Annotated in this window: 13 protein-coding genes, 29 tRNA genes, 4 rRNA genes and 1 pseudogene; 45 read left to right on the top strand and 2 right to left on the bottom strand. The window is 41.4% G+C overall.

Annotated elements, in window-relative coordinates; translation table 11 throughout:
• Nucleotides 1-10: 10 nt before the first annotated feature.
• The 9 genes from CAO17_RS14875 (at nt 11) to CAO17_RS14835 (ending at nt 7283) form a co-directional block, all read left to right on the top strand.
• Complete coding sequence (locus CAO17_RS14875) at nt 11-880, top strand: RsbT co-antagonist protein RsbRA (protein ID WP_085993424.1); 870 nt, start codon at nt 11-13, stop codon at nt 878-880.
• Nucleotides 881-885: 5 nt separating this feature from the next.
• Nucleotides 886-1242 carry an STAS domain-containing protein gene (locus CAO17_RS14870; RefSeq protein ID WP_085993423.1) on the top strand — a complete coding sequence of 119 codons (357 nt, stop codon included), beginning with the start codon at nt 886-888 and terminating at the stop codon, nt 1240-1242.
• A 4-nt stretch (nt 1243-1246) separates the two neighbouring features.
• Nucleotides 1247-1654, top strand: coding sequence for an anti-sigma regulatory factor (locus tag CAO17_RS14865; RefSeq protein WP_085993422.1), 408 nt, complete (start codon nt 1247-1249; stop codon nt 1652-1654).
• Between the two features lie 83 nt (nt 1655-1737).
• Nucleotides 1738-2751: a PP2C family protein-serine/threonine phosphatase gene (locus tag CAO17_RS14860; RefSeq protein ID WP_085993421.1), complete on the top strand. Its 1014-nt coding sequence runs from the start codon at nt 1738-1740 to the stop codon at nt 2749-2751.
• 95 nt (nt 2752-2846) lie between these two features.
• Nucleotides 2847-3188: an STAS domain-containing protein gene (locus tag CAO17_RS14855; RefSeq protein WP_085993420.1), complete on the top strand. Its 342-nt coding sequence runs from the start codon at nt 2847-2849 to the stop codon at nt 3186-3188.
• Nucleotides 3178-3651, top strand: a complete 474-nt coding sequence (gene rsbW / locus CAO17_RS14850) for an anti-sigma B factor RsbW (protein WP_085993419.1) — start codon at nt 3178-3180, stop codon at nt 3649-3651. Before CAO17_RS14855 ends, rsbW begins: the two co-directional genes overlap by 11 nt.
• Nucleotides 3626-4417 (top strand): RNA polymerase sigma factor SigB, encoded by a 792-nt coding sequence (gene sigB, locus CAO17_RS14845; RefSeq protein WP_085993418.1) that lies wholly within the window; start codon nt 3626-3628, stop codon nt 4415-4417. Before rsbW ends, sigB begins: the two co-directional genes overlap by 26 nt.
• Complete coding sequence (locus CAO17_RS14840) at nt 4414-5013, top strand: SpoIIE family protein phosphatase (RefSeq protein WP_085993417.1); 600 nt, start codon at nt 4414-4416, stop codon at nt 5011-5013. Before sigB ends, CAO17_RS14840 begins: the two co-directional genes overlap by 4 nt.
• Nucleotides 5014-5114: 101 nt before the next feature.
• On the top strand, nt 5115-7283 hold the full coding sequence (locus tag CAO17_RS14835; RefSeq protein ID WP_085993416.1) for a Tex family protein: 2169 nt from the start codon (nt 5115-5117) through the stop codon (nt 7281-7283).
• 428 nt (nt 7284-7711) lie between these two features.
• Here CAO17_RS14835 and CAO17_RS14830 read toward each other — a convergent pair whose 3' ends face one another.
• Nucleotides 7712-9196 (bottom strand): catalase, encoded by a 1485-nt coding sequence (locus CAO17_RS14830; RefSeq protein WP_085993415.1) that lies wholly within the window; start codon nt 9194-9196, stop codon nt 7712-7714.
• Nucleotides 9197-9635: 439 nt separating this feature from the next.
• On the opposite strand from CAO17_RS14830, the gene CAO17_RS14825 reads away from it, so the two are divergent.
• The 10 genes from CAO17_RS14825 (at nt 9636) to CAO17_RS14780 (ending at nt 11673) form a co-directional block, all read left to right on the top strand.
• Nucleotides 9636-10091 (top strand): SprT family protein, encoded by a 456-nt coding sequence (locus CAO17_RS14825; protein WP_085993414.1) that lies wholly within the window; start codon nt 9636-9638, stop codon nt 10089-10091.
• A 728-nt stretch (nt 10092-10819) separates the two neighbouring features.
• Nucleotides 10820-10894 (top strand) — tRNA-Asn (locus tag CAO17_RS14820).
• 3 nt (nt 10895-10897) lie between these two features.
• A tRNA-Ser gene (locus tag CAO17_RS14815) sits at nt 10898-10988 on the top strand.
• A gap of 7 nt (nt 10989-10995) precedes the next feature.
• Nucleotides 10996-11067, top strand: a tRNA-Glu gene (locus CAO17_RS14810).
• Nucleotides 11068-11091: 24 nt separating this feature from the next.
• Nucleotides 11092-11165, top strand: a tRNA-Asp gene (locus CAO17_RS14805).
• 8 nt (nt 11166-11173) lie between these two features.
• Nucleotides 11174-11245 (top strand) — tRNA-Gln (locus CAO17_RS14800).
• A gap of 49 nt (nt 11246-11294) precedes the next feature.
• Nucleotides 11295-11367: transfer RNA gene (locus tag CAO17_RS14795), tRNA-Lys, on the top strand.
• Nucleotides 11368-11381: 14 nt separating this feature from the next.
• Nucleotides 11382-11465 (top strand) — tRNA-Leu (locus tag CAO17_RS14790).
• Between the two features lie 44 nt (nt 11466-11509).
• Nucleotides 11510-11586: transfer RNA gene (locus CAO17_RS14785), tRNA-Arg, on the top strand.
• 10 nt (nt 11587-11596) lie between these two features.
• Nucleotides 11597-11673 (top strand) — tRNA-Pro (locus CAO17_RS14780).
• A gap of 67 nt (nt 11674-11740) precedes the next feature.
• Here the strand turns inward: CAO17_RS14780 and CAO17_RS14775 are convergent.
• Nucleotides 11741-12265: pseudogene (locus CAO17_RS14775) on the bottom strand (catalase); the annotation flags it as partial.
• 439 nt (nt 12266-12704) lie between these two features.
• On the opposite strand from CAO17_RS14775, the gene CAO17_RS14770 reads away from it, so the two are divergent.
• The 26 genes from CAO17_RS14770 to CAO17_RS21435 all read left to right on the top strand — a co-directional run bounded on the left by CAO17_RS14770 (nt 12705) and on the right by CAO17_RS21435 (nt 23561).
• Nucleotides 12705-13160 carry a SprT family protein gene (locus CAO17_RS14770; protein ID WP_085993414.1) on the top strand — a complete coding sequence of 152 codons (456 nt, stop codon included), beginning with the start codon at nt 12705-12707 and terminating at the stop codon, nt 13158-13160.
• A 728-nt stretch (nt 13161-13888) separates the two neighbouring features.
• A tRNA-Asn gene (locus CAO17_RS14765) sits at nt 13889-13963 on the top strand.
• A gap of 3 nt (nt 13964-13966) precedes the next feature.
• Nucleotides 13967-14057 (top strand) — tRNA-Ser (locus tag CAO17_RS14760).
• Between the two features lie 7 nt (nt 14058-14064).
• Nucleotides 14065-14136 (top strand) — tRNA-Glu (locus CAO17_RS14755).
• A 24-nt stretch (nt 14137-14160) separates the two neighbouring features.
• Nucleotides 14161-14234 (top strand) — tRNA-Asp (locus tag CAO17_RS14750).
• Nucleotides 14235-14242: 8 nt separating this feature from the next.
• Nucleotides 14243-14314, top strand: a tRNA-Gln gene (locus tag CAO17_RS14745).
• A gap of 49 nt (nt 14315-14363) precedes the next feature.
• Nucleotides 14364-14436, top strand: a tRNA-Lys gene (locus CAO17_RS14740).
• Nucleotides 14437-14450: 14 nt separating this feature from the next.
• A tRNA-Leu gene (locus CAO17_RS14735) sits at nt 14451-14534 on the top strand.
• Between the two features lie 44 nt (nt 14535-14578).
• A tRNA-Arg gene (locus tag CAO17_RS14730) sits at nt 14579-14655 on the top strand.
• Nucleotides 14656-14665: 10 nt separating this feature from the next.
• Nucleotides 14666-14742 (top strand) — tRNA-Pro (locus CAO17_RS14725).
• 65 nt (nt 14743-14807) lie between these two features.
• A tRNA-Gly gene (locus CAO17_RS14720) sits at nt 14808-14881 on the top strand.
• A 10-nt stretch (nt 14882-14891) separates the two neighbouring features.
• Nucleotides 14892-14965, top strand: a tRNA-Ile gene (locus CAO17_RS14715).
• A gap of 282 nt (nt 14966-15247) precedes the next feature.
• Nucleotides 15248-16812, top strand: a 16S ribosomal RNA gene (locus CAO17_RS14710).
• A 221-nt stretch (nt 16813-17033) separates the two neighbouring features.
• Nucleotides 17034-19954 (top strand): 23S ribosomal RNA (locus CAO17_RS14705).
• 113 nt (nt 19955-20067) lie between these two features.
• A 5S ribosomal RNA gene (gene rrf / locus CAO17_RS14700) occupies nt 20068-20182 on the top strand.
• Nucleotides 20183-20189: 7 nt separating this feature from the next.
• A tRNA-Val gene (locus CAO17_RS14695) sits at nt 20190-20265 on the top strand.
• 163 nt (nt 20266-20428) lie between these two features.
• Nucleotides 20429-20504, top strand: a tRNA-Thr gene (locus tag CAO17_RS14690).
• Between the two features lie 16 nt (nt 20505-20520).
• A tRNA-Lys gene (locus CAO17_RS14685) sits at nt 20521-20596 on the top strand.
• A 5-nt stretch (nt 20597-20601) separates the two neighbouring features.
• A tRNA-Leu gene (locus tag CAO17_RS14680) sits at nt 20602-20686 on the top strand.
• Between the two features lie 28 nt (nt 20687-20714).
• Nucleotides 20715-20789, top strand: a tRNA-Gly gene (locus CAO17_RS14675).
• 8 nt (nt 20790-20797) lie between these two features.
• A tRNA-Leu gene (locus CAO17_RS14670) sits at nt 20798-20886 on the top strand.
• A gap of 3 nt (nt 20887-20889) precedes the next feature.
• Nucleotides 20890-20966: transfer RNA gene (locus CAO17_RS14665), tRNA-Arg, on the top strand.
• A 4-nt stretch (nt 20967-20970) separates the two neighbouring features.
• A tRNA-Pro gene (locus CAO17_RS14660) sits at nt 20971-21047 on the top strand.
• A 15-nt stretch (nt 21048-21062) separates the two neighbouring features.
• Nucleotides 21063-21138 (top strand) — tRNA-Ala (locus CAO17_RS14655).
• A 184-nt stretch (nt 21139-21322) separates the two neighbouring features.
• Nucleotides 21323-22887, top strand: a 16S ribosomal RNA gene (locus tag CAO17_RS14650).
• Together the 16S, 23S and 5S rRNA genes with 20 tRNA genes alongside form the textbook arrangement of a ribosomal RNA operon.
• Nucleotides 22888-23294: 407 nt before the next feature.
• Nucleotides 23295-23561, top strand: a complete 267-nt coding sequence (locus CAO17_RS21435; protein WP_218775516.1) for a hypothetical protein — start codon at nt 23295-23297, stop codon at nt 23559-23561.
• The last annotated feature ends 6 nt before the right edge of the window (nt 23562-23567 follow it).

Below are 23567 nucleotides of genomic sequence, written 5' to 3'. Positions count from 1 at the left end.
AGGATTGTTCATGGATTCAAAATTCAAACATATTGTGTTAGAGAATAGTGATACGATTATTGATATGTGGTTAAAGGAAATAGCATCATTGAAGGAAGAAAATCGTACTGCAACCATTTCGGATGATGTATATGAGAGTACGAATCGAGAATTTGTTGATGTTATTTTTTTTAGTATAAAGGATAATGGAAAGACGAATGTGTTAGAAACGTTCTCCGAGAAAATTATTACACTAGGTTGGCCATTAAGTTATATAACAGATGGGTTGCAAGTATTTCGACGCGTTACCATAGATTTTATACTTAGACAGTCAGATAATATAGATACCGAATACATATCAAATGTTTTAGAGAGTGTTGATTATTGGATAGAACCTATTATTAGAGTGTTAGTAAATGAGTATTCCGGTAATTGGGAAAACATTGTTTCACTCCAGCGTGTTGCCCTGCAGGAATTATCTGCACCACTTATTCCCGTGATAGAGGGAATAACCATCATGCCACTCGTTGGGACAATTGACACAGACAGAGCAAAGCTAATCATGGAAAGTCTTCTTGAAGGAGTCATTTTCCATAATTCAGAGGTTGTATTAATTGATATTACAGGTGTTCCTGTTGTTGATACAATGGTTGCGCATCATCTTATACAAGCAGCGGAAGCGGTACGTTTAACAGGTGTGAAATGTATTCTTGTTGGAATTCGTCCGGAAATTGCACAAACGATTGTGAACTTAGGCATCGATTTGACAAATTTCCCCACGAAAAGCTCATTGAAAAAAGGATTTATGTCTGCCCTAGAGATTACAAATAGAAAAGTAGTTCAAGTGAATCAGAAAGAAAGTAGCATGGAAAAATTGATTGAATCTTTACAAGGGGAGTGAACTCTATGCCCATACCTATATTAAAACTGCATGATTATCTATTAGTCTCTATTCAAACAGAGATTGATGATAAAACAGCAATAGAGTTTCAGGAAGATTTGTTAGATAAAATTTATAATACAGGCGCATCAGGAGTGGTCATCGATTTAACCTCAGTAGAAATAATAGACTCCTTTATAGCCAAGGTTCTTGGTGATGTGGTAGCTATGTCTGGTCTTATGGGGGCGAAAGTAGTTTTAACTGGCATACAGCCAGCTGTTGCAATGACATTAATTGATCTTGGGATACATCTACAGAATATACCAACTGCATTGAATTTAGAGCAAGGTCTTATTAAATTGCATCAGGAATTGGGGGATTGAGTAGATGAATTCTCAGTCTTCCTATGTAAACATACAAAAAGAATGGGATATTGTTGGAGCGAGGCATGTTGCTAGGGACTTGGCAAAATCCTTAGGTTTTGGAACGGTTGATCAAGCAAGAATTGCAACAGCTGTATCAGAATTGGCTCGCAATATATATTTATACGCAAAGAATGGTCAAGTTCATTTCGAAAAAATAGAAAGTATGGAAAGAAAAGGATTACGTATAAAAGCAATGGATTCTGGTCCAGGTATAGGGGACATTGGAGAGGTCATGCAGGATGGCTTTTCAACATCTGGTGGTCTTGGTGCTGGACTTCCTGGTGTTAAACGTCTTATGGATGATTTTGTCATTAAATCAGAACTTGGTGAGGGAACGACTATTATTGCAAATAAATGGGTTCGTCAATGAGGCTAATTTTGGGGTGTGTACTTTTATAGTGCACACTCTTCCATATCTGGTTAATGTCTCTATTGGAAAATAGGAGGAAGCATATGGGTAAAGTGGTTAATTCAAGTATAGAGAATTATAAAAACCTATTAAAAAATTATATTATGACTCAAGATGAACGCTCATTATATGGGGTAGAGATGATGAGTAAGTCATTCTTGAAAAATAATATTCTTCCAGAGGAAATAGTTAATTTACATATTCAGGCATTAGTTGAGTTATATCCAAGCTTAGCAGAGGAAATCAAACACTCGATGAATTTCTTATTAGAAGCAATGATATCCTATGGAGTAAAACAGCAAGAGATTCAAGCATTAAAGGAACAGCAAATTGCTATTAAATCGGAAATTTCCGTTGCTGCGGAAATGCAAAATACCCTATTAAAAACAGAGGTGCCAACCATTGACGGATTAGATATTGGTGTTATTAGTACCCCTGCGCATCAAATGAATGGGGATTATTATCATTTTGTTAGGGGTAAAAGTGGTTTACTAGGGTTAGCCATTGCTGACGTTATTGGAAAAGGGATTCCTGCAGCTTTGTGTATGTCGATGATTAAATATGCCATTGATAGTTATCCAGAGGAATCAATGAATACCAATGGAATTCTAGAGAATCTTAACCGTGTTGTGGAAAGAAATGTGGACCCAAGCATGTTTATTACCATGATTTACGCAAAATACTTCCCATCCGTAAGTAAGCTGAAATTTTCTTCTGCAGGACATGAGCCAGGTTTTTATTATCGTGCAAGTGAAGGTAAATTTGAAGAGTTAAAGACAAAAGGTTTAGCCCTTGGTATTATGCCGGATGTCGATTATCAAGAATATGAACTCGAAATGGATTTAAATGATATGGTGATTTTCTTAACCGATGGAGTTACGGAATGTAGGGATAATAACCGCTTTATTGAAGTGCAGGAAGTGCTTGATGTGATCCAGGAACATAAAGACAATACAGCGCAGGAAATCGTAAACCATGTTTTTAAATACTTTGAGCGATTACAGGATTTTCAATTGAGAGATGACTTTACATTAATTATTCTTAGGAAAGTAGTTTAACTTTAAATGAAAAAGGGTAAAAAAAGAAGTACAATAATACGAATTAAAAGGACAGTTTATGAATCATATAAACTGTAAAACTAGGAGGAAATTGGATGGAACTCTCTATTGATTTGGTTAAAAACAACGAAATCCTGGTATTCGCCTTATCTGGTGAAATAGATGCTTATACGGCACCGAAATTAAAAGAAAGATTGCTTCCAGCAACCCAAAAAACTGGGAGTTTTATTGAAATAGATATGTCAAATGTTTCTTATATGGATAGTACAGGATTAGGTGTATTTATCAGTGCATTAAAATCAACGAAAGAGAACAAGAGTCAAATGAAATTAATTAATATAGTGGATCGTGTATATCGAGTTTTTCAGATAACCGGACTCGATGAAATTATGGATATAGAACCCAGTTGTAAGGTGGAGAAAAATAATGGGGAATGATTTTATAGAAATGAAGATACCTGCGAAGGCGGAATACGTAGGGGTCATTCGTTTAAGTTTGTCAGGTATAGCGAATAGAATGGGATTTACTTATGAAGATATAGAAGACTTAAAAATTGCCGTATCTGAAGCCATTACGAATGCAGTAGCACATGCATATAGTAATGAAAAAGAAGCTGGTGAGATAAAGATTGGTTTTGGAATCTACCATAATCGTTTGGAAGTGATGGTAGCAGATAATGGGGAAAGTTTTCATTTAGAGAAAGTAAAAAAAGAAATAGGACCGTTTGAAGAAGAGGGGTCCGTTGAGAGTCTGAGAGAAGGTGGATTTGGTTTATTTTTAATTGATGCACTGATGGATGAAGTGAAGATAAACAACCATGAAGGAGTAACTGTGTTCATGACGAAGTATCTAGATGAAATTGGGGTGGACTTTGATGGCGACCAAATCTCAACCAGATAATAAGGGGAGAGATGAGGTTTACCAATGGATAGAACACCTTCAACATAATCCAGACGATAAAGAGATTCAGGAGAAAATTGTACTTAAATATAAACACCTCGTAGAATCTATTGCTATGAAATATTCTAAAAACCACTCCATCCATGAAGACCTCGTACAGGTTGGTATGATTGGATTATTAGCTTCTGTTAGAAGGTATGATGCATCTCTCGGTAAAACATTCGAATCTTTCGCCATCCCAACAATGATTGGTGAAATTAAACGCTTTATTCGTGATAAGACATGGAGTGTTCATGTCCCCAGAAGAATTAAAGAACTAGGACCAAAAATAAAAAAAGCGGTAGACTTTTTAACAACAACGAATCAAAAATCCCCAACCGTTAAGGAAATCGCTAACTATCTTGAAGTGTCAGAGGAAGAAGTGTTGGAAACGATGGAAATGAGTAAAAGTTATAATGCACTATCCGTCGATCATAAAGTAGAATCAGATTCTGATGGTAGTAAAGTTGCTTTAATTGATTTAATTGGAAAAGACGAAACTGGCTATGAATCTATAGATTATAAAATTTTACTTGAAAAGATTTTACCTATATTAACGGGAAGAGAGCAGGAAATATTAAAGCATACATATTTTGATCATTTAAGCCAGAAAGAGACAGGTGAGCTCTTGGGAATATCACAGATGCATGTATCCAGACTACAAAGACGTGCGTTACGGAAGCTAAAAGAGGCGATTCAATCTAAAAGTACGGAGGTTTTCGATTGAGTACTGCAAATAATAAAGTAGACGTATCCGTTTTTCAAAAACCGAAAAAAGGAAATTATTACTGTGGTGATAGTTACTTTTATGCGGAAACGGAAAATGAGTTCTTATGTGTCATAGCCGATGGTCTAGGTAGTGGGGAATATGCAACGGAATCATCACAAATTGTTATCCAAATTATAAAGGAAAATATGAACATTAGTGTGGAGGAACTCGTTAAAAAGGCGAATCAACAGTTGTACGGTAAACGTGGTGTTGTTCTCGGTATCTTGAAGATGGATTTTAGTAAAAAGGAATATTCATTCTCTTCGATTGGTAATATAGGAGTTATACAATATACAGCAGAAAAGAAAAAGCGAAGTATCCCCAATTCAGGTTATTTAGGGGGATATGAACGTCCATTTAAGGTTTTTAAGGATACATTAGAAGATAATATGACATTTATTATGTTCTCAGATGGAGTGAAGGATAAGGAATTATCTAAGCTCTATATAAAGGATAAGGAAGTGGAATGTATTACCAAATCCTATGTATATATTAGTGAAGATGAAAGAAAAGATGATACAACATTCATCGCTATACGGTATAATGGGAACTAACAGGCTGGCATTGGAATACGTGTCAGCCTTTGTTGTCCTTATTAAATTTTAAGACAATATGATAAAATAAATCATATGGCCTTGAAGAAGGAGGAGCTTTCGTGGCAGTAGAATTAGATCAAGGAATAATCAATCAAGTCAGCAATGAAACGAATGTAAATACAAATACAGTTAGAAAAGTGATTACTCTTTTAGGTGAAGGGAATACAGTACCATTTATAGCCCGATACCGAAAAGAGGTAACTGGTGGTCTAGACGAGGTTCAAATAAAGAACATACAAGATCGATGGCAATATTCGGTTCAACTATCAGACCGTAAACAAGAAGTTATTCGAATTATTGATGAGCAAGGAAAATTAACAGAGGAATTAGAGAAAGACATACAACAAGCAACACAATTACAGCGTGTGGAGGATTTATACCGCCCTTATAAGCAAAAACGCCGAACAAAAGCGACAATTGCGAAAGAAAAGGGGCTAGAACCTTTAGCAGAACTTATCTTTCAGCAAGAGATGTCACAAGTTCAGGAAGAAGCTAGTAAATACATATCAGAAGAAAATGAGTTACATCATGTAGAAGATGTGTTAGCAGGTGTTAATGATATCATTGCAGAATGGATATCAGATGATCCGGAATATCGTGATTTTATACGTGAGGAAACGTTTAAGCGTGGCACCATAGAATCAGAGGCTAAAGATAAAGGAAAAGATGAAAAACGTGTTTATGAGATGTATTACGAATACCATGAAGCTGTACGTTCTCTCGTATCCCATCGTGTTCTTGCATTAAATCGTGGTGAAAAAGAGGGTGTGCTAAAAGTATCCATTGAGCCGCCAGTAGAGCGTATTCTTGCGTTTCTTAAGAAAAAGGTTATTAAAGGACAGGCAGATAAACAAGTTCAAGTGATCTTAGATGATGCTATTGAGGATGGTTATAAACGATTAATTCAGCCTTCTGTCGAAAGAGAAATACGTACTAGCCTTACAGAAAAAGCTGAGGAGCAAGCAATAGAAGTTTTTGCAGTAAATCTAAAGAATTTATTATTACAGCCACCATTGAAAGGAAGAACCGTTCTAGGTGTCGATCCGGCATATCGGACAGGTTGTAAATTAGTTGTGGTAGATGAAACAGGAAAAGTGCTTGAAGTGGGAGTGATGTACCCAACCGCACCTAAAAATGATTTTGCTGGTTCCGAGAAAATTGTTATGGAATTGGTTCGTCAATATGATGTAGAGTTAATTGCGATTGGGAACGGAACGGCTTCTCGGGAAACGGAGCATTTTATTTCCGATGTTATATCGAATAATAGCTTAGATATTCCATACATTATTGTAAATGAAGCGGGTGCAAGTGTGTATTCTGCGTCTAAACTTGCACGTGAGGAATTTCCTGACCTACAGGTGGAACAAAGAAGTGCCGCATCCATAGCAAGGCGTGTACAAGATCCATTAGCGGAATTGGTGAAGATTGATCCGAAATCGATAGGTGTAGGGCAATACCAACATGACGTCAGTCAAAAGGCTCTCAATGAATCATTAACATTTGTTGTAGAGACGGCCGTTAACCAAGTAGGGGTGAATGTAAATACTGCCTCTTCTTCATTATTGCAATATGTATCTGGCCTCAGTAAGACCGTAGCTAATAATATTGTTAAACATCGTAATGAAGATGGGAAGTTTACCAAACGACAAGAGTTAAAAAAAATACCAAGACTTGGTGCAAAAACGTATGAGCAGGCAATTGGTTTCTTGCGTATTATCGATGGAGACAATCCATTAGATCGTACACCAATTCACCCAGAAAGCTATGCAAGTACAAAGGAACTCTTAAAAATAATGGATTGTGAAATCGCTGATATTGGGACCGAGGTAATTCGAGAAAAAATCAATGCCTTGAATAAAAAAGGGACAGCAGAACGTCTAGAAATTGGGGAACCAACACTAGAAGATATTTTACATGCATTAAGCCGTCCAGAAAGAGATCCGCGTGATGATTTCCCACAACCACTATTGAAGCAAAATGTTATGACACTAGAAGACTTGAAACCAGGAATGGAATTACAAGGGACGATACGAAATGTCGTTGACTTTGGTGTATTTGTTGATGTTGGGGTTAAACAGGATGGGTTAGTTCATATATCCAAGATGGCAAACAAGTTTGTAAAACATCCAATGGACATCGCAGCGGTTGGGGATGTCGTAACCGTTTGGGTAGAACAAATTGATATTGAAAAAGGGCGAGTTGCATTATCGATGATTAATAATCAATAACTCGACCTTCATGTGAAAGGAATAAGAAAGGGGCTAATTACATTCGGTGTAATTAGTCCTTTTTCTTATTAGGTAGGAAGTATAAAATGATGGCGGTATTCCATTTATAAGGGAGAATAGCCATGTTTACATTCAGCCCTTATGATCTTAGAAATATATTTAAACAAACGTTTGGTCTATTGGAAATAAATCGAATTATCATTTTAAACAAACGTTTGAACCACGAACAGAAAATTTCAATATACTCCGAGCTGTTTGATCATTCGACAAAATTCGAAAAATGCTAGAGGATACACATGTATGAATTTGTCAATAGTGGGAGGTGGCAAAAATTAAAACAAATGTTTGATTTATGATAAAAACATCCCTTGTGGTTCCATATTGTCACAAAAAAACTGCCCAATTCTTGTATTGGGCAGTTTAATAGATTATCGTTCTACATTACTAGCAGCTTCAACTTCGCTCAAGGAAACGCCTAAAGCTTTTGCTACACCTTCTCCATATTTAGGATCAGCTTTATAGCAGTTATTGATATGTCTAAGTTGAATGTCTTTTGTTGTGCCATCCATAGCACGGGCAGTATTTTCGAATAATTGTTGTTGTTGACCTTCTGACATTAAGTTGAATAACTTACCAGGCTGTTCGTAGTAAAGATCATCATCTTCACGGAAATCATAATAACCGATTCCTCCACCATCATACACTGGATCGTTATGTTCTTTACTATCTTGCCATTCCCCATAACTGTTTGGAGAGTATGAAATTTGTCCACCAGAAGCAGGAATTACTCTTCCTTGACCGTCTCTATGATAAGGGTGGAAGTTTTTCGCATTTTTCGGATAGTTAACTGGAATTTGCCAGTGGTTCACACCTAAACGGTAACGTTGAGCATCCCCATATGAGAATAGGCGGCCTTGTAACATTCTATCAGGTGAGAATCCAATTCCAGGTACAATATTTGTTGGAGCAAAGGCAGCTTGCTCAACTTCTTCAAAGTAGTTTTCAGGATTACGATTAAGTTCTACCTCACCAACTTCGATTAATGGGAAATCTTCTTTATACCAAACTTTTGTTAAGTCAAATGGATTATATGGCATGTTATTTGCCTCTTCCTCTGTCATCACTTGGATGTACATAGTCCATTTTGGATAATCGCCGTTTTCGATAGCATTATATAAATCTTTTTGATGGCTATCAGGTTCTTTACCTCTTAAAATCTCAGCCTCTTGATCTGTTAAGTTCTTAATCCCTTGTTGTGTTTTAAAGTGGAATTTCACCCATACACGTTCGTTATCCGCGTTGATTAAACTATACGCATGGCTACTAAACATATTCATATTTCGATAGCTTGCTGGAATTCCACGATCACTCATTACAATTGTTACTTGATGAAGTGCTTCAGGTAGAGATGTCCAGAAATCCCAGTTTGCTTGAGGGCTATGCATGTTTGTTTTTGGATTACGTTTAACAACATGGTTTAAATCTGGGAATCTCTTAGGATCTCTCATGAAGAATACAGGAGTATTATTACCTACTAAGTCCCAGTTACCTTCTTCTGTATAGAACTTCATTGCCGTACCGCGAATATCACGATCAGCGTCTGGAGCACCGCGTTCACCAGCGACGGTAGAATAGCGGATGAACATATCTGTTTTCTTACCAACTTCAGAGAAAATATCAGCTTTTGTATATTTAGTAATATCGTTTGTTACAGTGAATGTACCATATGCACCTGAACCTTTCGCGTGCATTCTACGCTCAGGAATAACCTCTCTATCAAAGTGTGCAAGTTTTTCAATAAACCAGAAGTCTTCCATTAATAGAGGACCACGTTTTCCCGCTGTTTTAACATCATCATCATTAGGTACAGGAGCACCAAACGCTGTAGTCAATTTTTTCTTTTCTTCACTCATTCATAAATCCCTCCTACATGTTAAATACAATTATTATAATATCATAGTAATTATAAAATTACTATTTTGTAGACTCACAAATTAATAAAAAGCGAGACTGCACCAATTCAGGCATTTTCTATTCCTGATTATTAAATTCTATCGTATGATATATTCTCATTTGTTTATTTTAAATGAGAATATTTTTATTACAAACGTACCCACCTTGCTAAAAAATGAATATAAAGTGGAGCTATTTTGGCTGTTTCAATAGTATTATATGGAAATTTATAATAATTCAGAAGAAATATAAAATTCATTACAATTTATATTATATATTATTTTAGAGGAAAAACAATATTATTCCTATTCGTTATAAACGAATTATATGAGTGTGTACCAGAGAATTAAGTGTAATATGTTACAATAACAACAAATGAAATGAAGGTGTTTAATAGGAATGGGTCCAATCAATGAGAAAGCATTATATGAATTAGTAAATGAATTATCGCTTGAATACTTTGGCAAACCATTTGTTGATGAGGTTACATTTAATAATAGACTGCGAACGACTGGAGGAAGGTACATCCCTACAAAAAGGATAATTGAGTTAAATCCAAAATATGTTCAAGAAATGGAAAAAAGTGAATTTATAGGTATCATTAAGCATGAACTATGCCATTACCACCTTCATATAGAAGGAAGAGGCTATAAACATGGTGATAATGATTTTAAACAATTATTAAGGGAGACTGGTTCTCCAAGGTTCTGTAAACCATTACCTTCACAAAAGGATGGATATAAGTATCTTTATATATGTAAGAAGTGTCAAAGTAAATATAAAAGAAAACGTAGAGTGAATGTAACAAAGTATCGTTGTGGAAAATGCGGGGGAAAGATATTATTACGTTCATAGCTGTTTCTAGAGTGAGCTTTTGCAAATAATATCTTCCAATCCTGGTTGGTCGATAATAATTTTTACAATAAAATGTACTACTACTTTACAGAACAACTATATTGTATATTCTGATAGGAAATAGTAAAGCCTTATGTAATTAATTTGGAGTTATTATCGAAAGTATAAAGATGGAAGGTTTTTAAAACTTCTTGAACGGGTGCTAGGTTATTTAAATGAGATTTCGGTACTTTCATTTAATTGTGACGGAAGTATTAATCACGGTGAAGTGGAATAATAAGATGATAGAGATACTTATTATATATCTAAAAGGCATTTCTTCTTGTAGAAGATTCTTGGAGTAAAATAGATTATTGTAGCTGAAAGAGTGAAACTGCTCTACCCTTATGACCCTCACAGGTTGTTACAAAATTATAATCGGAATTATTTTAATGGAAGTTGTAAATTGTTATCGGTTTTTGCATCTACAGAGATGGATCTGATGCATTATCTACAAGGATAGGTTAACTAACTTTTGATGTTAAGCGTGAGGAATAAAGGGGAAGTTTTATGTCTATTCATAAAAGTTATTGACGTACAATGTAATATATGATAAATTAATAAAGCTGTCGATTTGAGATACGAAGGTAAAAAATATTATAATAAAACGTTGACAAAAATAGTTATTTAATGTATTATGTAAAATGTTGTTGATATTTAGGTGTGATTCAATCAATCCTAAAAAATATTCCACAGTAGCTCAGTGGTAGAGCAATCGGCTGTTAACCGATCGGTCGTAGGTTCGAATCCTACCTGTGGAGCCATATGGAGAAGTACTCAAGTGGCTGAAGAGGCGCCCCTGCTAAGGGTGTAGGTCGTGTAAGCGGCGCGAGGGTTCAAATCCCTCCTTCTCCGCCATTCTATTGGCCCGTTGGTCAAGTGGTTAAGACACCGCCCTTTCACGGCGGTAACACGGGTTCGAATCCCGTACGGGTCATCACAAATGTTAATAAAAAAGTTGGGTCCGGTAGTTCAGTTGGTTAGAATGCCTGCCTGTCACGCAGGAGGTCGCGGGTTCGAGTCCCGTCCGGACCGTCAGTTGTTGGGCCATAGCCAAGCGGTAAGGCATCGGGTTTTGATCCCGTGTACCCTAGGTTCGAATCCTAGTGGCCCAGCCTTTTTTATTCTCAAAAAACACATTAACTATTAACGTAGTAATAATATGAGCCATTAGCTCAGTCGGCAGAGCATCTGACTTTTAATCAGAGGGTCGAAGGTTCGAATCCTTCATGGCTCACTTTTTCCATTTATGCGGTCGTGGCGGAATGGCAGACGCGCTAGGTTGAGGGCCTAGTGGGAGTTAATCCCGTGGAGGTTCAAGTCCTCTCGACCGCACTTTGATTCATATAACAAACCAGAAGAAATATAGTGTTTTTTAAGCGCCCGTAGCTCAATTGGATAGAGCGTCTGACTACGGATCAGAAGGTTAGGGGTTCGACTCCTCTCGGGCGCGCCATTTATAAAAACGGGAAGTAGCTCAGCTTGGTAGAGCACATGGTTTGGGACCATGGGGTCGCAGGTTCAAATCCTGTCTTCCCGACCATTGATAGATTAATGGATTGATATGTTGTTCATGAAATTATCGATGACAGAATCGATTAATACTATNGATGAAGTGCTTCAGGTAGAGATGTCCAGAAATCCCAGTTTGCTTGAGGGCTATGCATGTTTGTTTTTGGATTACGTTTAACAACATGGTTTAAATCTGGGAATCTCTTAGGATCTCTCATGAAGAATACAGGAGTATTATTACCTACTAAGTCCCAGTTACCTTCTTCTGTATAGAACTTCATTGCCGTACCGCGAATATCACGATCAGCGTCTGGAGCACCGCGTTCACCAGCGACGGTAGAATAGCGGATGAACATATCTGTTTTCTTACCAACTTCAGAGAAAATATCAGCTTTTGTATATTTAGTAATATCGTTTGTTACAGTGAATGTACCATATGCACCTGAACCTTTCGCGTGCATTCTACGCTCAGGAATAACCTCTCTATCAAAGTGTGCAAGTTTTTCAATAAACCAGAAGTCTTCCATTAATAGAGGACCACGTTTTCCCGCTGTTTTAACATCATCATCATTAGGTACAGGAGCACCAAACGCTGTAGTCAATTTTTTCTTTTCTTCACTCATTCATAAATCCCTCCTACATGTTAAATACAATTATTATAATATCATAGTAATTATAAAATTACTATTTTGTAGACTCACAAATTAATAAAAAGCGAGACTGCACCAATTCAGGCATTTTCTATTCCTGATTATTAAATTCTATCGTATGATATATTCTCATTTGTTTATTTTAAATGAGAATATTTTTATTACAAACGTACCCACCTTGCTAAAAAATGAATATAAAGTGGAGCTATTTTGGCTGTTTCAATAGTATTATATGGAAATTTATAATAATTCAGAAGAAATATAAAATTCATTACAATTTATATTATATATTATTTTAGAGGAAAAACAATATTATTCCTATTCGTTATAAACGAATTATATGAGTGTGTACCAGAGAATTAAGTGTAATATGTTACAATAACAACAAATGAAATGAAGGTGTTTAATAGGAATGGGTCCAATCAATGAGAAAGCATTATATGAATTAGTAAATGAATTATCGCTTGAATACTTTGGCAAACCATTTGTTGATGAGGTTACATTTAATAATAGACTGCGAACGACTGGAGGAAGGTACATCCCTACAAAAAGGATAATTGAGTTAAATCCAAAATATGTTCAAGAAATGGAAAAAAGTGAATTTATAGGTATCATTAAGCATGAACTATGCCATTACCACCTTCATATAGAAGGAAGAGGCTATAAACATGGTGATAATGATTTTAAACAATTATTAAGGGAGACTGGTTCTCCAAGGTTCTGTAAACCATTACCTTCACAAAAGGATGGATATAAGTATCTTTATATATGTAAGAAGTGTCAAAGTAAATATAAAAGAAAACGTAGAGTGAATGTAACAAAGTATCGTTGTGGAAAATGCGGGGGAAAGATATTATTACGTTCATAGCTGTTTCTAGAGTGAGCTTTTGCAAATAATATCTTCCAATCCTGGTTGGTCGATAATAATTTTTACAATAAAATGTACTACTACTTTACAGAACAACTATATTGTATATTCTGATAGGAAATAGTAAAGCCTTATGTAATTAATTTGGAGTTATTATCGAAAGTATAAAGATGGAAGGTTTTTAAAACTTCTTGAACGGGTGCTAGGTTATTTAAATGAGATTTCGGTACTTTCATTTAATTGTGACGGAAGTATTAATCACGGTGAAGTGGAATAATAAGATGATAGAGATACTTATTATATATCTAAAAGGCATTTCTTCTTGTAGAAGATTCTTGGAGTAAAATAGATTATTGTAGCTGAAAGAGTGAAACTGCTCTACCCTTATGACCCTCACAGGTTGTTACAAAATTATAATCGGAATTATTTTAATGGAAGTTGTAAATTGTTATCGGTTTTTGCATCTACAGAGATGGATCTGATGCATTATCTACAAGGATAGGTTAACTAACTTTTGATGTTAAGCGTGAGGAATAAAGGGGAAGTTTTATGTCTATTCATAAAAGTTATTGACGTACAATGTAATATATGATAAATTAATAAAGCTGTCGATTTGAGATACGAAGGTAAAAAATATTATAATAAAACGTTGACAAAAATAGTTATTTAATGTATTATGTAAAATGTTGTTGATATTTAGGTGTGATTCAATCAATCCTAAAAAATATTCCACAGTAGCTCAGTGGTAGAGCAATCGGCTGTTAACCGATCGGTCGTAGGTTCGAATCCTACCTGTGGAGCCATATGGAGAAGTACTCAAGTGGCTGAAGAGGCGCCCCTGCTAAGGGTGTAGGTCGTGTAAGCGGCGCGAGGGTTCAAATCCCTCCTTCTCCGCCATTCTATTGGCCCGTTGGTCAAGTGGTTAAGACACCGCCCTTTCACGGCGGTAACACGGGTTCGAATCCCGTACGGGTCATCACAAATGTTAATAAAAAAGTTGGGTCCGGTAGTTCAGTTGGTTAGAATGCCTGCCTGTCACGCAGGAGGTCGCGGGTTCGAGTCCCGTCCGGACCGTCAGTTGTTGGGCCATAGCCAAGCGGTAAGGCATCGGGTTTTGATCCCGTGTACCCTAGGTTCGAATCCTAGTGGCCCAGCCTTTTTTATTCTCAAAAAACACATTAACTATTAACGTAGTAATAATATGAGCCATTAGCTCAGTCGGCAGAGCATCTGACTTTTAATCAGAGGGTCGAAGGTTCGAATCCTTCATGGCTCACTTTTTCCATTTATGCGGTCGTGGCGGAATGGCAGACGCGCTAGGTTGAGGGCCTAGTGGGAGTTAATCCCGTGGAGGTTCAAGTCCTCTCGACCGCACTTTGATTCATATAACAAACCAGAAGAAATATAGTGTTTTTTAAGCGCCCGTAGCTCAATTGGATAGAGCGTCTGACTACGGATCAGAAGGTTAGGGGTTCGACTCCTCTCGGGCGCGCCATTTATAAAAACGGGAAGTAGCTCAGCTTGGTAGAGCACATGGTTTGGGACCATGGGGTCGCAGGTTCAAATCCTGTCTTCCCGACCATTGATAGATTAATGGATTGATATGTTGTTCATGAAATTATCGATGACAGAATCGATTAATACTATGCGGGTGTAGTTTAGTGGTAAAACCTCAGCCTTCCAAGCTGATGTCGAGGGTTCGATTCCCTTCACCCGCTCCATTATAAATGTGGGCCTGTAGCTCAGCTGGTTAGAGCGCACGCCTGATAAGCGTGAGGTCGGTGGTTCGAGTCCACTCAGGCCCACTCAATAAAAAGTTGTTGACTTTCATTATTGAGAAATGATATTGTATAAATCTATCGAAAAATACCAAAAGATAAGATGTAAAAAATATTGACAAAGGTGTTCTGGTATGATAGATTAATAAGGTCGCTTTTAAGAAGTGATAATTAAATTTGCTCTTTGAAAACTGAACAAAACAACCAGTATGTCAAGAAAGAAACTCGTTTTTTCTTTCATTATAAATAGAAGGTAACACTTCTAAAAGCTAAGACATAGAATTAATTGGTGTTAATTCTATACAAACTTTTTTGGAGAGTTTGATCTTGGCTCAGGACGAACGCTGGCGGCGTGCCTAATACATGCAAGTCGAGCGCGGGAAGCTAACTGATCCCCTTCGGGGGTGACGTTAGTGGAACGAGCGGCGGACGGGTGAGTAACACGTGGGCAACCTGCCTGTAAGATTGGGATAACTTGCGGAAACGTGAGCTAATACCGGATAATACTTTTCATCGCATGATGGAGAGTTTGAAAGACGGCTTCGGCTGTCACTTACAGATGGGCCCGCGGCGCATTAGTTAGTTGGTGAGGTAAAGGCTCACCAAGGCGACGATGCGTAGCCGACCTGAGAGGGTGATCGGCCACACTGGGACTGAGACACGGCCCAGACTCCTACGGGAGGCAGCAGTAGGGAATCTTCCGCAATGGACGAAAGTCTGACGGAGCAACGCCGCGTGAGTGAAGAAGGTTTTCGGATCGTAAAACTCTGTTGTTAGGGAAGAACAAGTATGATAGTAACTGATCATACCTTGACGGTACCTAACCAGAAAGCCACGGCTAACTACGTGCCAGCAGCCGCGGTAATACGTAGGTGGCAAGCGTTGTCCGGATTTATTGGGCGTAAAGCGCTCGCAGGCGGTCTTTTAAGTCTGATGTGAAATCTTGCGGCTTAACCGTGAGCGGTCATTGGAAACTGGAGGACTTGAGTACAGAAGAGGAGAGTGGAATTCCACGTGTAGCGGTGAAATGCGTAGAGATGTGGAGGAACACCAGTGGCGAAGGCGACTCTCTGGTCTGTAACTGACGCTGAGGAGCGAAAGCGTGGGTAGCGAACAGGATTAGATACCCTGGTAGTCCACGCCGTAAACGATGAGTGCTAGGTGTTAGAGGGTTTCCGCCCTTTAGTGCTGAAGTTAACGCATTAAGCACTCCGCCTGGGGAGTACGGCCGCAAGGCTGAAACTCAAAAGAATTGACGGGGACCCGCACAAGCGGTGGAGCATGTGGTTTAATTCGAAGCAACGCGAAGAACCTTACCAGGTCTTGACATCCTCTGACACTCCTAGAGATAGGATTTTCCCTTCGGGGACAGAGTGACAGGTGGTGCATGGTTGTCGTCAGCTCGTGTCGTGAGATGTTGGGTTAAGTCCCGCAACGAGCGCAACCCTTGATCTTAGTTGCCAGCATTCAGTTGGGCACTCTAAGGTGACTGCCGGTGACAAACCGGAGGAAGGTGGGGATGACGTCAAATCATCATGCCCCTTATGACCTGGGCTACACACGTGCTACAATGGATGGTACAAAGGGAAGCGAAACCGTGAGGTCAAGCAAATCCCATAAAACCATTCTCAGTTCGGATTGTAGGCTGCAACTCGCCTACATGAAGCCGGAATCGCTAGTAATCGCGGATCAGCATGCCGCGGTGAATACGTTCCCGGGTCTTGTACACACCGCCCGTCACACCACGAGAGTTGGTAACACCCGAAGTCGGTGAGGTAACCTTTTGGAGCCAGCCGCCGAAGGTGGGACCAATGATTGGGGTGAAGTCGTAACAAGGTAGCCGTATCGGAAGGTGCGGCTGGATCACCTCCTTTCTAAGGATTATTACGGAACATCCTATTTAGGATGAAACATACTGAGTTGTTTGGTTCAGTTTTGAGAGAGTGAATCTCTTAATTTTTGTACCTTGAAAACTAAATAAGAGTAATCAACGACATCAAAAATAAAAGGATGCAGCGACTGATTATGGGAGCTGAATCTAGATTAAAACGTAAAGCAAGGCTATTAATTTAGTACGCTTATTCATTGTAAACTTAGTTAAGTGAATAAGGGCGCACGGTGGATGCCTTGGCACTAGGAGCTGATGAAGGACGGGACTAACACCGATATGCTTCGGGGAGCTGTAAGTAAGCTTTGATCCGGAGATTTCCGAATGGGGAAACCCACTGTTCGTAATGGAACAGGACTTGTGTCTGAATACATAGGGCACAAGAGGCATACCTGGGGAACTGAAACATCTCAGTACCCAGAGGAAGAGAAAGCAAATGCGATTTCCCAAGTAGCGGCGAGCGAAACGGAAACAGCCCAAACCAGAGAGCTTGCTCTCTGGGGTTGTAGGACACTCCACATGGAGTTACAAAGGAATTCTTTAGACGAATCCATCTGGAAAGATGAGCCAAAGAGGGTAACAGCCCTGTAGTCAAAAGAGAATTCTCTCCGGAGTGTATCCTGAGTACGGCGGAACACGTGGAATTCCGTCGGAATCCGGGAGGACCATCTCCCAAGGCTAAATACTCCCTAGTGACCGATAGTGAACCAGTACCGTGAGGGAAAGGTGAAAAGTACCCCGGAAGGGGAGTGAAAGAGTACCTGAAACCGTGTGCCTACAAGTAGTCGAAGCGCATTTACGCGTGACGGCGTACCTTTTGTAGAATGGACCGGCGAGTTACGATCGTATGCAAGGTTAAGTGGAAGACACGAAGCCGCAGCGAAAGCGAGTCTAAACAGGGCGAATGAGTATGCGGTCGTAGACCCGAAACCGTGTGATCTACCCATGTCCAGGGTGAAGGTCAGGTAACACTGACAGGAGGCCCGAACCCACGTATGTTGAAAAATGCGGGGATGAGGTGTGGGTAGGGGTGAAATGCCAATCGAACACGGAGATAGCTGGTTCTCTCCGAAATAGCTTTAGGGCTAGCCTCAAAGATAAGAGTACTGGAGGTAGAGCACTGATTGGACTAGGGGCCCTCATCGGGTTACCGAATTCAGTCAAACTCCGAATGCCAGCTACTTAGACTTGGGAGTCAGACTATGGGTGATAAGGTTCATAGTCGAAAGGGAAACAGCCCAGACCACCAGCTAAGGTCCCAAAGTATACGTTAAGTGGAAAAGGATGTGGAGTTGCTTAGACAACCAGGATGTTGGCTTAGAAGCAGCCATCATTTAAAGAGTGCGTAATAGCTCACTGGTCGAGTGACTCTGCGCCGAAAATGTACCGGGGCTAAACGTATCACCGAAGCTGTGGATTGTCTTTTAGACAATGGTAGGAGAGCGTTCTAAGTGCTGTGAAGTCAGACCGTGAGGACTGGTGGAGCGCTTAGAAGTGAGAATGCCGGTATGAGTAGCGAAAAAAGAGTGAGAATCTCTTTCACCGAATGCCTAAGGTTTCCTGAGGAAGGCTCGTCCTCTCAGGGTTAGTCGGGACCTAAGCCGAGGCCGAAAGGCGTAGGCGATGGACAACAGGCAGATATTCCTGTACCACCTCGTGATCGTTATGAGTGATGGGGGGACGCAGTAGGATAAGGAATGCGCACCGATGGACGTGTGCGCCCAAGCAGTGAGAAAGTCAGATAGGCAAATCCGTCTGGCCATTTCAAGCTGTGATGGGGAGGCAACTATAGCCGAAGTTCCGGATTTCACACTGCCGAGAAAAGCCTCTAGCCAGATCACAGGTGCCCGTACCGCAAACCGACACAGGTAGGCGAGGAGAGAATCCTAAGGTGAGCGGGAGAACTCTCGTTAAGGAACTCGGCAAAATGACCCCGTAACTTAGGGAGAAGGGGTGCTCTATAGAGATAGAGCCGCAGTGAATAGGCCCAAGCGACTGTTTAGCAAAAACACAGGTCTCTGCGAAGCCGAAAGGCGAAGTATAGGGGCTGACACCTGCCCGGTGCTGGAAGGTTAAGGGGAAGAGTTAGGACCTTTGGTCCGAAGCTTAGAACCGAAGCCCCAGTAAACGGCGGCCGTAACTATAACGGTCCTAAGGTAGCGAAATTCCTTGTCGGGTAAGTTCCGACCCGCACGAAAGGTGCAACGACTTGGGCACTGTCTCAACGAGAGACCCGGTGAAATTATACTATGCGTGAAGATGCGCATTACCCGCGACAGGACGGAAAGACCCCGTGGAGCTTTACTGTAGCCTGATATTGAATGTCTGTGCAGCTTGTACAGGATAGGTGGGAGCCTCAGAAGCGTGAGCGCCAGCTTACGTGGAGGCATCCGTGGGATACCACCCTGGCTGTATGGACCTTCTAACCCAGGACCGTGATCCGGTTCGGAGACAGTGTCAGGCGGGCAGTTTGACTGGGGCGGTCGCCTCCCAAAAGGTAACGGAGGCGCCCAAAGGTTCCCTCAGAATGGTTGGAAATCATTCGCAGAGTGTAAAGGCAGAAGGGAGCTTGACTGCGAGACCTACAAGTCGAGCAGGGACGAAAGTCGGGCTTAGTGATCCGGTGGTTCCGCATGGAAGGGCCATCGCTCAACGGATAAAAGCTACCCCGGGGATAACAGGCTTATCTCCCCCAAGAGTTCACATCGACGGGGAGGTTTGGCACCTCGATGTCGGCTCATCGCATCCTGGGGCTGTAGTCGGTCCCAAGGGTTGGGCTGTTCGCCCATTAAAGCGGTACGCGAGCTGGGTTCAGAACGTCGTGAGACAGTTCGGTCCCTATCCGTCGTGGGCGCCGGAAGTTTGAGAGGAGCTGTCCTTAGTACGAGAGGACCGGGATGGACATACCGCTGGTGTACCAGTTGTTCCGCCAGGAGCATAGCTGGGTAGCTACGTATGGTAAGGATAAGTGCTGAAAGCATCTAAGCATGAAGCCCCCCTCAAGATGAGACTTCCCATCACTTCTAAGTGAGTAAGATCCCTCAGGGACTATGAGGTAGATAGGTTCGAGGTGGAAGCGTGGTGACACGTGGAGCTGACGAATACTAATCGATCGAGGACTTAACTAACTTCTTAAAGGATGTCAGTGATTACCTCTTATTTAGTTTTTAGGGTATAAAAAACCCTTGCACTTTTTGTCAAAAATGCATATAATATAACTTGTTCTTATGAATAAGTATTATCTGGTAGCGATGGCGGAGAGGTCACACCTGTTCCCATGCCGAACACAGTAGTTAAGCTCTCCAGCGCCGATGGTAGTTGGGGTTAACCCCTGCGAGAGTAGGACGCCGCCAGGTTTCATCCGGAGGATTAGCTCAGTTGGGAGAGCACCTGCCTTACAAGCAGGGGGTCACAGGTTCAAGTCCTGTATCCTCCACCATATATAATCCGGTCTAACTCAATTGGTAGAGCAAGCCGTTTATTTCATCAAAACCTACTATGTGCAGGCTTGTGAGAAGTGCAACTTAACCGAATGAACTTACAACACGACGAGCATAAAAAAAGTAGTGCACCATCTAATAATATTATCTAAAACATAATACGCCGGCCTAGCTCAATTGGTAGAGCAACTGACTTGTAATCAGTAGGTTGGGGGTTCAAGTCCTCTGGCCGGCACCATTTCTATAAAATATATGAGCCATTAGCTCAGTCGGCAGAGCATCTGACTTTTAATCAGAGGGTCGAAGGTTCGAATCCTTCATGGCTCACCATTTATGCGGGTGTGGCGGAATTGGCAGACGCGCTAGACTTAGGATCTAGTATCTTCGGATGTGGGGGTTCGACTCCCTTCACCCGCACCATTATAATATACTATAAAAACATTGTCATGCGGAAGTAGTTCAGTGGTAGAACACCACCTTGCCAAGGTGGGGGTCGCGGGTTCGAATCCCGTCTTCCGCTCCAGACTATGTGCCGGGGTGGCGGAACTGGCAGACGCACAGGACTTAAAATCCTGCGGTAGGTAACTACCGTACCGGTTCGATTCCGGTCCTCGGCACCATAAGCGCCCGTAGCTCAATTGGATAGAGCGTCTGACTACGGATCAGAAGGTTAGGGGTTCGACTCCTCTCGGGCGCGCCATTATCGGGAAGTAGCTCAGCTTGGTAGAGCACATGGTTTGGGACCATGGGGTCGCAGGTTCAAATCCTGTCTTCCCGACCATTATAGATGAATGATGGGGCCTTAGCTCAGCTGGGAGAGCGCCTGCTTTGCACGCAGGAGGTCAGCGGTTCGATCCCGCTAGGCTCCACCAGGATATCGATTGACAGAAGTTAATTAGTATGTTAAATTAATAAAGTCGCTGTTACAAAGCGAACCAAATTTGCTCTTTGAAAACTGAACAAAACAACCAGTATGTTAAGATATTAAAAGGAACTCGTTTTTCTTTTAACTATAGCTAAGACATAGAATTAATTGGTGTTAATTCTATACAAACTTTTTTGGAGAGTTTGATCTTGGCTCAGGACGAACGCTGGCGGCGTGCCTAATACATGCAAGTCGAGCGCGGGAAGCTAACTGATCCCCTTCGGGGGTGACGTTAGTGGAACGAGCGGCGGACGGGTGAGTAACACGTGGGCAACCTGCCTGTAAGATTGGGATAACTTGCGGAAACGTGAGCTAATACCGGATAATACTTTTCATCGCATGATGGAGAGTTTGAAAGACGGCTTCGGCTGTCACTTACAGATGGGCCCGCGGCGCATTAGTTAGTTGGTGAGGTAAAGGCTCACCAAGGCGACGATGCGTAGCCGACCTGAGAGGGTGATCGGCCACACTGGGACTGAGACACGGCCCAGACTCCTACGGGAGGCAGCAGTAGGGAATCTTCCGCAATGGACGAAAGTCTGACGGAGCAACGCCGCGTGAGTGAAGAAGGTTTTCGGATCGTAAAACTCTGTTGTTAGGGAAGAACAAGTATGATAGTAACTGATCATACCTTGACGGTACCTAACCAGAAAGCCACGGCTAACTACGTGCCAGCAGCCGCGGTAATACGTAGGTGGCAAGCGTTGTCCGGATTTATTGGGCGTAAAGCGCTCGCAGGCGGTCTTTTAAGTCTGATGTGAAATCTTGCGGCTTAACCGTGAGCGGTCATTGGAAACTGGAGGACTTGAGTACAGAAGAGGAGAGTGGAATTCCACGTGTAGCGGTGAAATGCGTAGAGATGTGGAGGAACACCAGTGGCGAAGGCGACTCTCTGGTCTGTAACTGACGCTGAGGAGCGAAAGCGTGGGTAGCGAACAGGATTAGATACCCTGGTAGTCCACGCCGTAAACGATGAGTGCTAGGTGTTAGAGGGTTTCCGCCCTTTAGTGCTGAAGTTAACGCATTAAGCACTCCGCCTGGGGAGTACGGCCGCAAGGCTGAAACTCAAAAGAATTGACGGGGACCCGCACAAGCGGTGGAGCATGTGGTTTAATTCGAAGCAACGCGAAGAACCTTACCAGGTCTTGACATCCTCTGACACTCCTAGAGATAGGATTTTCCCTTCGGGGACAGAGTGACAGGTGGTGCATGGTTGTCGTCAGCTCGTGTCGTGAGATGTTGGGTTAAGTCCCGCAACGAGCGCAACCCTTGATCTTAGTTGCCAGCATTCAGTTGGGCACTCTAAGGTGACTGCCGGTGACAAACCGGAGGAAGGTGGGGATGACGTCAAATCATCATGCCCCTTATGACCTGGGCTACACACGTGCTACAATGGATGGTACAAAGGGAAGCGAAACCGTGAGGTCAAGCAAATCCCATAAAACCATTCTCAGTTCGGATTGTAGGCTGCAACTCGCCTACATGAAGCCGGAATCGCTAGTAATCGCGGATCAGCATGCCGCGGTGAATACGTTCCCGGGTCTTGTACACACCGCCCGTCACACCACGAGAGTTGGTAACACCCGAAGTCGGTGAGGTAACCTCTTGGAGCCAGCCGCCGAAGGTGGGACCAATGATTGGGGTGAAGTCGTAACAAGGTAGCCGTATCGGAAGGTGCGGCTGGATCACCTCCTTTCTAAGGAAGATAAAAGGCGTAAGCGACTGTTCAGCGGTGACCGCATAAGCAAGGGACCGTAAAGCACCTGGTCTTTGGTGCTTGGAGTGTCAATTGCTTATGACGCGAACCGCTAGGAGCTGAAGCTAGATTATTACGGAATATCTAAATATTTATTTGGATAAAACATACTGAGTTGTTTGGTTCAGTTTTGAGAGAGTAAATCTCTTTCAATTTTTGTACCTTGAAAACTAAATAAGAGTAATCAAGACATCAAATTAAAGCGATACAACGCTTATTCATTGTTAATTAGTTAAGTGGATAAGGGCGCACGGTGGATGCCTTGGCACTAGGAGCTGATGAAGGACGGGACTAACACCGATATGCTTCGGGGAGCTGTAAGTAAGCTTTGATCCGGAGATTTCCGAATGGGGAAACCCACTGTTCGTAATGGAACAGGACTTGTGTCTGAATACATAGGGCACAAGAGGCATACCTGGGGAACTGAAACATCTCAGTACCCAGAGGAAGAGAAAGCAAATGCGATTTCCCAAGTAGCGGCGAGCGAAACGGAAACAGCCCAAACCAGAGAGCTTGCTCTCTGGGGTTGTAGGACACTCCACATGGAGTTACAAAGGAATTCTTTAGACGAATCCATCTGGAAAGATGAGCCAAAGAGGGTAACAGCCCTGTAGTCAAAA

Source organism: Oceanobacillus senegalensis (genome assembly GCF_900176885.1).
Classification (GTDB): Bacteria; Bacillota; Bacilli; order Bacillales; family Amphibacillaceae; genus Oceanobacillus; species Oceanobacillus senegalensis.
Note: the sequence above shows the minus strand (reverse complement) of the source record. Positions and strands in the feature narration are given on the sequence as shown.